Annotated in this window: 9 protein-coding genes; 5 read left to right on the top strand and 4 right to left on the bottom strand. The window is 64.2% G+C overall.

The window, feature by feature from the left end; translation table 11 throughout:
* Positions 1-4: 4 nt before the first annotated feature.
* Positions 5-1,624 carry a GMC family oxidoreductase gene (locus ACM42_RS14715; protein WP_271528596.1) on the bottom strand — a complete coding sequence of 540 codons (1,620 nt, stop codon included), beginning with the start codon at positions 1,622-1,624 and terminating at the stop codon, positions 5-7.
* A gap of 174 nt (positions 1,625-1,798) precedes the next feature.
* On the opposite strand from ACM42_RS14715, the gene ACM42_RS14710 reads away from it, so the two are divergent.
* Positions 1,799-2,971, top strand: a complete 1,173-nt coding sequence (locus tag ACM42_RS14710; protein ID WP_271528594.1) for a M20 aminoacylase family protein — start codon at positions 1,799-1,801, stop codon at positions 2,969-2,971.
* Positions 2,972-3,122: 151 nt separating this feature from the next.
* On the opposite strand, the gene ACM42_RS14705 is transcribed toward ACM42_RS14710, so the two are convergent.
* The 3 genes from ACM42_RS14705 to ACM42_RS14695 all read right to left on the bottom strand — a co-directional run bounded on the left by ACM42_RS14705 (position 3,123) and on the right by ACM42_RS14695 (position 7,527).
* The gene (locus tag ACM42_RS14705) at positions 3,123-4,751 is read right to left on the bottom strand and encodes an inorganic phosphate transporter (RefSeq protein WP_271528593.1); all 1,629 of its coding nucleotides are present in this window, start codon (positions 4,749-4,751) and stop codon (positions 3,123-3,125) included.
* 98 nt (positions 4,752-4,849) lie between these two features.
* Positions 4,850-6,292 (bottom strand): UdgX family uracil-DNA binding protein, encoded by a 1,443-nt coding sequence (locus tag ACM42_RS14700; RefSeq protein ID WP_271528592.1) that lies wholly within the window; start codon positions 6,290-6,292, stop codon positions 4,850-4,852.
* Positions 6,292-7,527: a putative DNA modification/repair radical SAM protein gene (locus ACM42_RS14695; RefSeq protein ID WP_271528591.1), complete on the bottom strand. Its 1,236-nt coding sequence runs from the start codon at positions 7,525-7,527 to the stop codon at positions 6,292-6,294. Before ACM42_RS14695 ends, ACM42_RS14700 begins: the two co-directional genes overlap by 1 nt.
* Positions 7,528-7,689: 162 nt before the next feature.
* Here ACM42_RS14695 and ACM42_RS14690 point away from each other — a divergent pair, with 162 nt between their 5' ends.
* From ACM42_RS14690 to ACM42_RS14675, 4 genes are all read left to right on the top strand, one after another.
* The gene (locus ACM42_RS14690; RefSeq protein WP_271528590.1) at positions 7,690-8,478 is read left to right on the top strand and encodes an ImuA family protein; all 789 of its coding nucleotides are present in this window, start codon (positions 7,690-7,692) and stop codon (positions 8,476-8,478) included.
* Entirely contained in the window at positions 8,375-9,970 is a 1,596-nt protein-coding gene (locus ACM42_RS14685; RefSeq protein WP_271528589.1) for a Y-family DNA polymerase, read from the top strand. Before ACM42_RS14690 ends, ACM42_RS14685 begins: the two co-directional genes overlap by 104 nt.
* A complete protein-coding gene (locus ACM42_RS14680; protein WP_271528588.1) occupies positions 9,967-13,425 on the top strand; it encodes an error-prone DNA polymerase in 3,459 nt (1,152 codons plus the stop codon). The genes ACM42_RS14685 and ACM42_RS14680 overlap by 4 nt, the downstream gene beginning before the upstream one ends.
* Positions 13,426-13,561: 136 nt before the next feature.
* Positions 13,562-14,251, top strand: coding sequence for a hypothetical protein (locus ACM42_RS14675; protein WP_271528587.1), 690 nt, complete (start codon positions 13,562-13,564; stop codon positions 14,249-14,251).
* Positions 14,252-14,435 lie beyond the last annotated feature (184 nt).

Genomic DNA, 14,435 nt, shown 5'->3' with positions numbered 1-14,435 from the left:
TGGTTTACTTCGCGTCCTCCAGGATCATCGCAGCCCCTTTCTCCGCAATCATCGCCGTCGGCGTGTTGGTGTTGCCCGAGGTGATCGTCGGCATGATCGAGGCATCGACGATGCGCAAGCTTCCGAGGCCGTAGAAGCGCAGCCGCTCGTCGACCACCGCCATCGGATCGTTCGCCGCGCCCATCTTCGCCGTGCCGACGGGGTGGAAAATTGTGGTGCCGATATCGCCGGCGGCCTTGGCGAGGGAGGCGTCGTCGTCGCCGACGGAGGGCCCGGGCAGATATTCGCTGGGCCGGTACTTCGCGAGCGCCTTCTGCTGCATCAGGCGCCGCGTGGTGCGAATGGCGTCGGCGGCGACCTGGCGGTCGTCGTCGGTCGACAGGTAGTTCGGCGCGATGATCGGCTTCTCATCAGGTGTCGCCGCGCGCAAGCGAACGGTGCCGCGCGAGGTCGGCTGCAGATTGCAGGCGCTGACGGTGATGGCAGGAAAGCGGTGCAGGGGATCGCCGAACTTGTCGAGCGACAGCGGCTGCACGTGAAACTGAATGTTGGCGCGCCCGCGCGTCGCGTCCGAGCGCGTGAAGATGCCGAGCTGCGACGGTGCCATGGTCAGAGGACCGCGGCGGCGGAAGGCGTAGTCGAGTCCCATCAGGCCGCGGCGGAAAAGGTTGTAATAGGTCTCGTTCAGGGTGCGGACGCCCTCGACCCTGTAGATCGCACGCTGCTGGAGGTGGTCCTGGAGATTGCGTCCCACACCGGGCTTGTCCATGACAATGTCGATGCCGAGCGGCGACAGCCAGTCGGCCGGTCCGATGCCGGAGCGATGCAGCACCTGCACCGAGCCGATCGAACCTGCCGAGAGGATGACCTCGCGTTTCGCGCACGCCTCGACGATCTCGCCGTTCTGGATGAAGCGGACGCCGACGGCGCGGCCCTGCTCGATGACGAGGCGGTCGACCAGCACATGCTTCTCGAGCCGCAGATTGGGGCGGTTCAGTGCGGGCTTGAGGAAGCCGCGCGCCGACGACCAGCGCCGGCCGCGCTTCTGGTTGACGTGGAAATAGCTCGTGCCTTCGTTGTCGCCAGTATTGAAATCCGGGATGCGCTTGATGCCCATCTCCTCGGCGGCGTCGCCGACGGCGTCGAGAATGGCCCATGACAGCCGCGGTGCCTCGATGCGCCAGCCGCCGCCGGCGCCGTGATGCTCGCTGGCGCCGAGGAAGTGGTCTTCCAGCCGCTTGAACAGCGGCAGCACGTCGTCATAGGCCCAGCCGGTCAGCCCAAGCTGGCGCCAATGATCGTAATCGGCGGCCTGCCCGCGCATCGAGATCATGGCGTTGATCGCCGAGCAGCCGCCGATCACCTTGCCGCGGGGATAGGCGAGCGAACGGCCGTTCAGGCCGGGCTCCGCCTCGGTCTTGAACATCCAGTCCGAGCGGGGATTGCCGATCGCGAAGAGATAGCCGACTGGGATGTGGAACCAGATCCAATTGTCGTCGCCGCCAGCTTCGAGAATGAGGACTCGGTTCTTCGGATCGGCCGAGAGCCGGTTGGCGATGATGCAGCCGGCCGTACCGGCTCCGACGACAATGTAGTCAAACTCACCTTCGAGCCGCCTTGGCATTCTGCTTCCACCCGGATGGTCACTTTGCGTTCAGTCTAATAGGCAGACGCAGCGGATCGGGACAAGCCCGGCCATGACGAGAGAACAGAGCTACCCTGGACCCTCCGCCGGTTGGGTGGACCGGCGCTTGCATGGTAGACAGTCCTGTATTGCTAACAAAGCTCGAGACCCTCCATGCCTATCGTGAACCGCGTCGCCGACCTTCAGCCCGACATTCAGGCCTGGCGGCGGGACATCCATGAGCACCCCGAGCTGCTGTACGACGTCCACCGCACCGCAGCATTCGTCGCGGATCGCCTGCGGGAGTTCGGCTGCGATGAGGTCGTGACCGGTCTCGGCCAGACCGGCGTGGTCGGAGTGATCAAGGGCAACAAGCCGGCCGGCGAGGGGCTCAAGGTGATCGGCATGCGTGCCGACATGGACGCGCTGCCGGTCGAGGAGCAGACCAATCTGCCGTACGCCTCCAAGAACCCTGGCAAGATGCACGCCTGCGGCCATGACGGCCATACTGCAATGCTGCTGGGGGCCGCCCGCTATCTCGCCGAGACCCGCAATTTTGCCGGCGATGCCGTGGTGATCTTCCAGCCGGCCGAGGAGGGCGGTGCCGGCGGCGCGGCCATGGTCAAGGACGGCCTGATGGAGCGCTTCGGCATCGACCAGGTCTACGGCATGCACAACGGGCCGGGCATCCCGATCGGCTCGTTCGCGATCCGGCCGGGTCCGATCATGGCCGCGACGGACGAGGTCGATATCATGATCGAGGGCGTCGGCGGCCACGCCGCGCGCCCGCACAAATGCGTCGATTCCGTGCTGGTCGGTGCGCAGGTGATCACGGCACTGCAGTCGATCGTCGCGCGCAGCGTCGATCCGCTTGAATCGGCCGTGATCTCGATCTGTGAATTCCACGCCGGCAACGCCCGCAACGTCATTCCGCAGACCGCGACGCTGAAAGGCACGATCCGCACCCTATCGCCGGAGGTGCGCAAGCTGGTCGAGAAACGCGTGCGTGAAGTTGTGGCTGGCGTGGCGCAGATCACCGGCGCCAAGATCGACCTGCGCTACAAGCGCAATTATCCCGTCGTGAACAATCATGCGGCGGAGACCGAAGTGGCGCGGCGCATCGCCGAGCAGGTCGCGGGCGAAGCCAATGTGCACGACATGGCGCCGCTGATGGGCGGCGAGGATTTCGCCTACATGTTGGAAGCGCGGCCCGGCGCCTTCATCTTCTGCGGCAACGGCGACAGCGCCGGCTTGCATCACCCCGCCTACAATTTCAACGACGAGGCGATCGTCTACGGCACGTCCTACTGGGTCAAGCTGGTCGAGGAACAGCTAGCGGCGTCGTAACGCTCCGTCGTCATTCCGGGATGGTCCGAAGGACCAGACCCGGAATCTCGAGATTCCGGGTTCGGTCTTGCGGCCCGCCCCGGAATGACAGCCTGGAATGCAAATGGCCGGGACAAACCCGGCCATCCGCGTTCATGGAGTGTCGTTCTGCTCAGAAGACTCGCGAGAAGATCACGTAGAGAGTGGCCGACAGCATGATCGCACAGGGCAGCGTCAGCACCCAGGCCATCAGCAGGTTGCGGATCGTCGACCATTGCAGGCCCGAACCGTTCGCCGCCATGGTGCCGGCGACACCCGACGACAGCACGTGCGTGGTCGAGACCGGCAGGCCGAACACGTCGGCGGCGCCGATCGTGGCGGCGGCCACGAGTTCGGCCGAGGCGCCTTGCGCGTAGGTGAGATGGGACTTGCCGATCTTCTCACCGACCGTGATCACGATGCGCTTCCAGCCGATCATGGTGCCGAGGCCGAGTGCGATGGCGACCGCGATCTTCACCCAGTTCGGGATGAACTTCGTGGCGGCGTCGAGCGAACCCTTGTAGGCATTCAAGGTCGCGATCTCCTCCCTGTTGAGATCGTTTTCCTTGTCCTTCATCAGGAACCGGATCGCTTCCGAGATCATGTACATGTCGTTGCGGGTGTTGCCGACGGCTTCCGCCGGCACCTTGTTCAGCGTGCCGTATTTGGCGACCTGGTCGCCGACATCCTTCACCAGCACGGCGAGCGAGGGATAGGTGCCCTCGTTGATGTGACGCAACGTGATGTACTGCGTCACGGCCGGACGGGGATCGCCGATGATGCTGTGGCCGGTGCCCTTCGCGGCGATCACCTGGGCGGCGGCATCCGAGGTATTCTGGAACTGGACGACCTGGGATTCCGGCAATGCGCGGTTGAGCGCGTAGGCCGTCGGCACGGTGCCGATCAGGATCAGCATGATCAGGCCCATGCCCTTCTGGCCGTCGTTCGAGCCGTGCGCGAAGCTGACGCCGGTGCAGGTTGCGATCAGCAGGCCGCGAATCCAGAGCGGCGGCGGCTTGTTGCCTTCGGGGGCGGCATAGAGGGCCGGGTTGCGCACGATGAACTTGAGCAGCAGCAACAGCACGGCGGCGCAGATGAAACCGAACAGCGGCGACAGCAGCAGCGCATAGCCGATCTCGGTCGCCTTGCTCCAGTCCACGCCCGAGGTGCCGTCGCGGCCGCGCATCACGGCGTTGGCGACGCCGACGCCGATGATCGAGCCGATCAGGGTGTGCGAGGAGGAGGCGGGCAGGCCGAAGAACCAGGTGCCGAGATTCCACAGGATCGCGGCGATCAGCAGCGCGAACACCATGGCGAAGCCGGCGCTGGAGCCGACCTGGAGGATCAGCTCGACCGGCAGCAGCGAGACGATGCCGAAGGCGACCGCGCCGGAGGACAGGAGCACGCCGAGGAAGTTGAAGAAGCCGGACCACATCACCGCCACCTCCGCCGGCAGCGAATGGGTGTAGATGACCGTGGCCACTGCATTGGCGGTGTCGTGGAAGCCGTTGACGAATTCGAAGCCGAGCGCGATCAGGAGCGCAACGAACAGGAGGATGTAGGGCAGGTAGGTCGTCACCCGCACGCCCGTCGCGTTGACGTCGACATAGATGCTGTAGGCGACGAACAGCAGGCCGGCGGCGAGGATGCCGAAGAACAGGATCATCGTCAGCGGATTGAAGCCCTTGTCGAGATTTGGCCGCGAGGCTGGCTGGATCGGTGCGGGATCGGCTATCGCTCGGTCGAATGCAACATCGCTCATGTCTGGACGCCCCTTAACTTTCAGGTAAGGGTATTGTCCGCGATGGATTTGAAGGCCGGATGACACCTCAGGCGTGAAAGCCGCCCGCCTTCCAGTGTTCAGGCAGCCCGGGCGGCCTTCTTCTGCAAGGCAGCGGCGATCTTCAAATCCTCGACAAAGCGCCGATACTCCAGCACCTTGGCTTCCGGATCCGGCAGCCGCAGCAGATAGGACGGATGCACCGTCACGAGTGCTTTGCGTCCGTCGGGAAGGTCTATGAGCCGGCCGCGGTTCTTGCCGATCGGGGTGATCTTGCCGAACACGCTTTGCGCGGCGGTCGCGCCCATCGCCACGATGAGATCGGGCTGGATTGCCGCAACTTCCCGCTCGTACCATTGCCGGCAGGCCCGGATCTCAGGTGTGTTCGGCTTCTGGTGCAGGCGGATTTTTCCGCGCGGCACGAATTTGAAGTGCTTGACCGCGTTGGTGACATAGACCTTCTTGCGGTCGACGCCGGCTTCCTCCAGCGCGCGGTCGAGCATCTGGCCGGCGGGACCGACAAAGGGGTGTCCGGCGAGGTCTTCCTTGTCGCCGGGCTGTTCGCCGACCAGCATGATGTTGGCGGACTTCGGGCCTTCGCCGAACACGGTCTGGGTCGCGTCCTTGTAGAGATGGCAGGCGCGGCAATGCGCGGCCTCCTCGCGGAGCGCTTCGAGATCGTCGGCAGCTGGCTTGCGTTTCATCGGAGCCTCCGGCCGCTTCTGAGGCTTGCGCGGATCGGTTGCGGCATTGGCGATCATAGCACCGGTCATGCGCTCGGCGTCCTCGATCAGAGGCTTAATGATCGAGGCCTCGGGCAGGTTCCTCCAATATTTCTTCGGCATCTCGGCCTGCATCGCCTTCACCTTGAGCCGTGCCGGATTGAAGATGCTGGCGTAGTAGCGCCGCCAGGTTTCTTCCAGCCGGTCTTCGCTCGGTGCTTCGCTCCTGCTGACGCCGGATGTGAACGAAAGTGCGTGGCCATCCCAATGCGCGCAGAGGTCCGGTGTCAGGATCGACCAGGGCATGTCGGCAAAGCGCTTGGCGAAGAACGGCGCAGCGAGCTCGACGATGTGATGCTCCGGCTCGAACCAGGCGACGTAATGCGCCTGGCGTTCCCGGCCGATCTCGCGGAAGCGGACGAAGGCGTGCATCTTGTGCTCGTCGCGATGGACCGCCTTTGCCAGGGCCGTGACTTGCGCGACGTCAGGATCGGTCGCAACCTCGATGAGGTCGTGATTGTCCTTCAATCGCCAGAGCAGGCGATAGAGGATCGCAAAACGCTCGACATCGCGGTGCAGGATGGCGGCCTTGGCCAGCTCGACGAATTTTGCTGACACGTTGAAGGTGCCGTCGTTCACCTCAAGGATCGGAGACGGCGCGGGTGGCGCAAACAACTCCGCTTCGCCACCTCGCACGCTCCAGGTGATATCACGCGGCTCCACATGACGTAGAACGAGCGTACGGGCAGCTTTGCGCCAGCCGTCGAAATCAGTTTCCGTATCGAGGGTGATGTACTGCATCAGAAGCCAAATCCGAGTTGCGTTGCCTTCGGCTTGAACCGGTCGATCAGCCGCGCTTCGTCGAGCCGATGGAGCGAGGGGCGATGATCGCTGAGGACGATGAACGGCAGCGCCTTGTGCCGGGGCACGTGCAGCCGCGCGAGATCGGCAAGACGGATCGTAGTGGTGCGCCGCGTCGCGATGATGCGTTCGACCGCCTTGGTGCCGAAGCCTGGCACGCGCAGCAATTCCTCGCGGCTGGCGCGGTTGACGTCGAGCGGAAAGCGGTCGCGGTGGCGGAGCGCCCAGGCCAGCTTGGGATCGATGTCGAGCGGCAGCATCGCGCTGTCGTCGACGATCTCGCCGACGTCGAAGCCGTAGAACCGCATCAGCCAGTCGGCCTGGTAGAGCCGGTGCTCGCGCAGCAGCGGCGGTGCCCGCAGAGGAAGTGCACGGCTGGCATCGGGGATCGGGCTGAAGGCGGAATAATAAACGCGCCGCAGCCGGTAGGCGCCGTAGAGATTGGCGCTGGTGTGGAGAATGGTGTGATCGGAGGCCGCGTCGGCGCCGACGATCATCTGTGTGCTCTGGCCGGCCGGTGCGAAGCGCTGCGGCTTGGCCTTGGTCTTTGCGCTGCGGCTGTCCTCGGCCTCGTCCAGCTTCAGCCGCAGCCGGCCCATGGTGCGGCGGATCGCGCGGACATCCTTCTCCGGCGCGAATTGCTGCAGGCTCGTCTCCTCAGGCATCTCGATGTTGATGGAGAGGCGGTCGGCATATTTGCCGGCTTCCGCGATCAGCGCGTCGTCGGCTTCGGGAATGGTCTTCAGGTGAATGTAGCCGCGGAAGTGATGCTCCTCGCGCAGCTTGCGCGCGACGCTGACCACCTGCTCCATAGTGTAGTCGGGGCTGCGGATGATGCCGGAGGAGAGAAACAGGCCCTCGATGTAATTGCGCCGGTAGAAGTCGAGCGTCAGCTTGACGACCTCGTCGACGGTGAAGCGGGCGCGCGGCACGTTCGAGGAGGCGCGGTTGACGCAATAGAGGCAATCGTAATTGCAGGCGTTGGTCAGCAGCACCTTGAGCAGCGAGATGCAGCGTCCGTCCGGCGCGTAGGAATGGCAGATCCCCATGCCGGGCGCGGTCGAGCCCATCCCCTTGCCGTCGCTGGAATCCCGCTTCTCGGTGCCGCTGGAGGCACAGGACGCGTCGTATTTGGCGGCGTCCGCCAGGATTTCCAGCTTGCGTTGTACGTCCATCCTTGAATCCCTTTGATTCAGCTCACGAATCCGATCGAGCGCCAATTCGATTGACTCTTCTGGCCCCGTTAGCTTTATATTAGAACATATCATGAACAAATGAGCCAGCCGTTGGTTCTTCTTTTGAAGGCCACGGCACCAATTCCTGAAGGAGCGGCGAGCATGAGCGGCGCACGCAACAGCGCGCTTGCGACCTTGCGCGGCCAGATCGAACGCATCGAGACGGCGGAAATCGTGCATCAGCACGATCGCGTCGCGCTCGGCCATCACGAAGCCGATGGCGCGCTGAAGGGCGGGCTCGCGCGTGCGGCGGTCCATGAGGTGTTTTGCGAGGGGCGTCAGGGCGCTGCCGCGACCGGCTTCGCCATGGGCCTTGCGGGACGCGTGAGCGCGCGTCGGCCGCTGCTGTGGGTGCGGCAGGATTTTTCGGAGATAGAGACGGGCGCGCTGTCGATGAGCGGGCTAGCCGAACTCGGCCTCGATCCGCGCCGCGTGGTGATGGTGCGCGCCGCCGATGTCGAGAGCGCGCTGCGCACCTCGGCCGATGCGCTCGCCTGCGATGCGCTGGGCGCCGTCGTGCTCGAGCTCTGGGGCGAGATCAGACAGTTCGATCTCGTGGCAAGCCGCAAGCTGACGCTCGCCGCGCAATCTTCCGGCGTCACCGGGTTGCTCCTGCGCATGGCCGCACAACCTTTGCCCTCGACTGCGGAGACGCGATGGATGCTGCGCGCGGCACATTCACCGCCGGGGCAGGCATGGAGCACATGGGGCGCGCCGCGCTTCGATGCCGAACTCTTGCGCAATCGTCATGGCCCATGCGGCCGGTGGATCATGGAATGGAATTGTGATGAGTGCCAGTTCAGTGAACCGTCGACGTATCCTCAGCCTGTGGCTGCCGCGCCTGCCCATCGACCGGATCCAGCGGTTTTTCGGCAGCGCCGGGCTGGGTAAAGCCAATCATGAGCCGAGCATCGTCGTCATCAAGGACAACAATGCGCTGGTGATCCATGCGCTGGACGAGGCCGCCGAGCGCCTCGGCCTGTATATCGGCCAACCCCTGGCCAATGCGCGGGCGATGTGTCCCGACCTGAGGGTGTTCGATGCCGATATCGTGGCCGATGCGAAGACGCTCAGCGATATCGCCGACTGGTGCGACCGCTTCACGCCGCTGGTGGCGCTCGACGCGCCGCACGGGCTGTTCCTCGACATCACCGGCTGCGCGCATCTGTTCGGCGGCGAAGCCGCGCTGTTGCGGACGCTGGTCCGGGCGCTCGACCGGCAGGGCTTTGCCGTCAGCGCCGCGATTGCCGGGACCTCGGTCTGCGCGCGCACGCTGACGCGGCAGGCCACGGGAACCATCGTTGCAGATGGAGGGGAGGCGGCTGCGATCGACCGGTTTCCGGTGTCCGCACTCGGGGCGGGCGAGGCGATCACGACCGGTTTGCGCCGCGCCGGTCTGAAGACCATCGGCGATGTCGCCTCGCGCAGCTCCCACGAGATCACGGCGCGGTTTGGCGCGCGGTTCTCCACGCTGCTCGCGCATGCGCTGGGACAGGGCGATGCGCCGATCAATCCGCGCAAACCGCTGCCCGATTACATCGTGGAGAAGCGCTTCGCCGAGCCGATCGCGACCGACACCATGATCGCGATGACGCTGTCGCGGCTGGCGGACACGCTGATCGCATCCATGGAGAAGCAGGGCAAGGGCGCACGACGACTTGAGGCTGCCTTCTTCCGCACCGACGGCGTGGTGCGCGCGATCACGGTCGAGACCGGACGCCCCGTGACGCGAAGCGTCGTGATCGACCGGCTGTTCCGCGAACGCCTCGATGCGCTCGCCGATCCCCTCGATCCCGGCTTCGGCTTCGACATGGTGCGGCTGTCGGCGAGCCGCACCGAGATCGTGGTGCAGGAGCAGCGCGATCTCGATGCGCATGTCCACGACAATGACGAGATTGCTGCGCTGATCGACCGCATCGCCGCGCGCATCGGAGGCAAGCGCGTCGTCGTGCATCTGCCGCAGGACACCCATATCCCCGAGCGCGCGGTTTTGTCCGCCCCCGCCCAGCATCATCTCGCTGCCGCCATGCAGGCCGAATGGCCGGCGCGCACCGAGAGCGAGCCACCGCTGCGCCCCTTACGGCTGTTCGACAAGCCGGAGCCGATCAAGGTGCCGTTCGCGACCGTGCCGGATGGTCCGCCGCATCAATTCACCTGGCGCCGCGCGCTGCATGCGGTGGTGCGGGTGGAGGGGCCCGAGCGCATCGCGATGGAATGGTGGCAGCAGGACGGCAGGCAACTGACGCGGGACTATTTCCGCATCGAGGACGCCGAAGGTCTGCGCTTCTGGATCTTTCGCGACGGGCTCTACGAGGGAGAGACGTTCGACGGCGAAGGCAGGCCCGTTTCCCCCAACTGGTATGTGCACGGTCTCTTCGCATGACCACGCCTCCCTATGCCGAGATCGGCATCACAACCAACTTCTCCTTCCTGCGCGGCGGCTCGGATCCGCGCGCCTATGTGCATCAGGCCAGCATCCTCGGCATCCCCGCGATCGGCATTGCCGATCGCAACACGCTCGCCGGCGTGGTGCGGGCCTACAAGGAACTCGACAATGCCGAAGTGCTACACAAGCCGAAACTGCTGATCGGCGCGCGCATCGTCTTCGTCGACGGCACGCCCGACATCCTGGTCTATCCGCGCGACCGCGCCGCCTATGGCCGTCTGTGCCAGCTTCTCACCCGGGGCAAGCGCGGCGACGACATCACGCGGATCGAGAAGGGCGAATGCCATCTCGCCTTCGCTGATCTCCTGGAGTTTTCGGAAGGCCAGCTGCTGGTCCTGACGTTGCCGCATCGCTTCGAGCCCGCTCAGGCGCTGAATGTTCTTTCAAAGCTCAGGGATAGCCGCGCCGAGGGCGTGTGGCTGGCGGCGAGCCTGATCTATCGCGGCGATGACAGGCGTCGCCTGACGCGGCTCGATGATCTCGCGGCAAAAGCCCAAGTGCCGCTGCTTGCGACCAACGAGGTGCTCTATCACCATCCCGCGCGTCGTCCCCTCCAGGACGTGCTGACCTGCATCCGGGAAAAGACCACGATCGATGCGATCGGACGGAAGCTGGAGGCCAATGCCGAGCGGTTCCTGAAGCCGCCGCGAGAAATGGCGCGGCTGTTTCGCGATTTCCCCGATGCGATCGCGGAGACCATGCGTTTTGCGGACAAGATCGACTTCTCGCTCGATCAGCTCAAGTATCAATATCCCGACGAGCCGGTGCCGCCGGGCAAGACCGCGCAAGGGCATCTGGAGGATCTGACCTGGGCCGGTGTCGACAAATATTTCGGCGGCAAGATCGACGACAAGCTGCGCGCGACGCTGAAGAAAGAGCTCGCGCTGATCGCCGAGCTGAAATACGCGCATTACTTTCTCACCGTGCACGACATCGTGCACTATGCACGCAGCCAGAACATCCTGTGCCAGGGGCGGGGATCGGCGGCGAACTCGGCGGTCTGCTACGTGCTCGGCATCACCTCGGTCGATCCGACCAAGGTCGATCTGTTGTTCGAGCGCTTCATCTCCAAGGAGCGGCTGGAGCCGCCCGACATCGACGTCGATTTCGAGCATTCGCGGCGCGAGGAGGTGATGCAATATGTCTATCGCCGCTACGGTCGCCATCGTGCCGCGATCATCGCCACCGTCATCCATTATCGCCCGCGCAGCGCCATTCGCGACGTCGGCAAGGCGCTGGGCCTGACCGAGGACGTCACCGCCGCGCTCGCCGATACCGTTTGGGGCAGCTGGGGCAAGGGCCTCAACGACATGCAGGTCAGGCAGGCCGGGCTCGATCCGAACAATCCCATGATCAACCTCGCGGTCGAGCTTGCGACCGAGCTGATCGAATTTCCGCGCCATCTCTCCCAGCATGTCGGCGGATACGTGCTCACCCAGGACCGGCTCGACACCTATGTGCCGATCGGCAACGCCGCGATGGACGATCGCACCTTCATCGAATGGGACAAGGACGACGTCGATGCGCTCAGCATGATGAAGGTCGACGTTCTGGCGCTCGGCATGCTGACCTGCATCCGCAAGTGTTTTGATCTGATCGATCGGCACAAGGGCGAGCGTTTTGTGCTGGCGAGTGTTCCGCAGGACGATCCCGGAGTCTACGACATGCTGTGCCGTGGGGAGTCGCTCGGCGTGTTCCAGGTCGAGAGCCGCGCGCAGATGAACATGCTGCCGCGCCTGAAGCCGCGGACCTTCTACGATCTCGTCATCGAAGTCGCGATCGTGCGCCCCGGGCCGATCCAGGGCGACATGGTGCATCCTTATTTACGGCGGCGGAACGGGATCGAGAAGGTGAGCTATCCCTCGCCGTCGCCGGAGCATGGCGACAAGGACGAGCTCTACAAGGTGCTGCACAAGACGCTCGGCGTCCCGCTGTTCCAGGAGCAGGCGATGCGCATTGCGATCGAGGCTGCCCATTTTACCTCCGAGGAAGCCAACGGTCTGCGCCGCTCGATGGCGACCTTCCGAAATGTCGGCACCATCGGCCAATACGAGGAGAAGCTGATCGGCAATATGGTGGCGCGCGGCTACGATCCCAATTTCGCCAGAAGCTGCTTTGACCAGATCAAGGGATTTGGCTCCTACGGTTTTCCTGAGAGCCATGCCGCGAGCTTTGCGCAACTGGTCTACATTTCGTCGTGGCTGAAGCACTACCATCCCGACGCCTTCTGCTGCGGCTTGTTGAACTCGCAACCGATGGGCTTTTATGCGCCGGCGCAGATCGTCGGCGATGCCCGCAAGAACGGCGTCGAGGTTCGCGACATCGACGTGTCCTACAGCTTTGCGCAGAACACGCTGGAGGAAGGGAGCGGCAAACATTGCGCCGTGCGCCTCGGCTTTCGCCAGATCGACGGCTTTCACTGGCTCGATGAGGATGAGGAGAGCTTGAAACGCTCACAGTCGTCATTCCGCGGCGACGCGTCAGCGTCGAGCCCGGAATCCATAACCCCGATCGGGAGTATGGATTCCGGGCTCGCGCCAAGAGGCGCGCCCCGGAATGACGACATGGAGAGAGTGCCCGACTGGGCCGATCGCATCATTGCCGCCCGCAGCCGTCGTCCCTTCACCTCGCTCGAGGACTTCGCCCGCGACACCGGCCTGCCCAAGCGCGCGCTGATCCTGCTGGCGGATGCCGACGCGTTCCGCTCGCTCGGGCTCGATCGCCGCGAGGCGCTGTGGCAGGTGCGGCGGTTGCCCGACGACGTGCCGCTGCCGCTGTTCGAGGCGGCGATCGCGCGTGAGCAGCCGGACGAGCACGCCAAGCCGCTGCCGGTGATGCCGCGCGCCGAGCAGGTGGTCGCGGACTACCAGACCATCCGGCTGTCGCTGAAGGGCCACCCGATGGAATTCTTGCGCGAGATGTTTTCGCGCGAGCGCATCGTCGCCTGCAAGGAGATCAGCCACGAAAACGAGCGGCGCCGCGTCCGCTGCGCCGGCGTGGTCCTGGTGCGGCAGCGGCCGGGCAGTGCCAGCGGCGTCGTGTTCATGACGCTGGAGGACGAGACCGGCATCGCCAATGTCGTGGTCTGGCCCAAGATCATGGAACAGTACCGCAAGGAGGTGATGGGCGCGCGCCTCATCCTGGTCGAAGGTTATATCCAGAGCAGCCCCGAAAAGGTGACGCATCTCATCGCCCAGCGCATGATCGACCGCTCGCACGATCTGGTCGGCCTCGCAAACGATGCGCTCGGTCGCAAGCATCCGGTGCCGGCAGGCGCCACCGTCGTCGAGCCGCTCAACGAGGACCCCCGCGCTCTCGCGGACATGCCAGCCCAAAAAATCCGCCACCCCCGCAACGTTCGCATCCTGCCGCCCTCGCGGGATTTTCATTGAGGGATTATGAACAACCGCAGGAATCGGCCGATCCTGCCCAACGATCAATACGATTTGAATCGAGTCTCTAAGCAACCTGAAAGCGAGGCGTGCCTATCATTCGTAGTGCCCATTTTGACACGGCGGGAGTCAATATTTGCAGCTGGAAGCGCCGCAACGATCGCGCGGCCTCGCCGTCGCCGTAAAGCCGGAGCGAAGGCCCTTCCGCATCGACAGGCTGGGCCTCTGGTTCTCCAAGAGCAGCATGATCGACGGGCTTTGGATCGGGACAACCGAAAGCAAGCCTTACTCGGCGTTGCGCCGCGTGGAAGAGGCGCTCCAACTCATCAAGCGTCACGACACACTCAACTATTCACGTATCTCCCGCAATCTCGATCGAATATGGGTACATCTGCTCCCCAGCGCCCAGGCGCACTATGATCGGTCACTAAACGCCTGCGCCCTCGATGAACGTTACGTTCTCAACGAGACAATGACGCTTGAGCGGATCGCCTCTACCATCGTCCATGAAGCGACCCATGCACGGTTAGACGGATGGGGGATCATCTATGAAGAATCGAGCCGCTATCGAATCGAGGCGGCCTGTCTTCGGCGCGAGCTCAGCTTTCTCAAGAAGCTGCCCGACACCGGGCTCATGCTGGAGGAAATCGTTCGTACATTGGAGTGGTGTGAAAGCGACGAGACCTACCTTACCGACGCCAGCTTTCGGAGCCGCGAACGCCAGGGCCAGATTGATACATTGCGCTATTTGAACGCACCGGATTGGCTCATACAATTTGCAATGTGGCTCATTCGCAAGCGACGTTCGCGCGTATCCGCCCCATAAGCGTCTGTGCCTCTGCGAGGAGAGAAGCGGCGAAGCATCCAGACTGTTCCCCGGAAAGATTCTGGGTTTCTTCTCTGAGCCCGTCATCGAGCCGCGCTACGCGCAATCCGTTGGCTCGCAAATGCCGAGTTTGTCGAGAGATCGCGCACCACACTCTCAGTCGTCATTCCGCGCGAAGGCGGGG

This window comes from Bradyrhizobium sp. CCBAU 25338 (genome assembly GCF_028128965.1).
GTDB classification, from domain to species: Bacteria; Pseudomonadota; Alphaproteobacteria; order Rhizobiales; family Xanthobacteraceae; genus Bradyrhizobium; species Bradyrhizobium liaoningense.
Note: the sequence above shows the minus strand (reverse complement) of the source record. Positions and strands in the feature narration are given on the sequence as shown.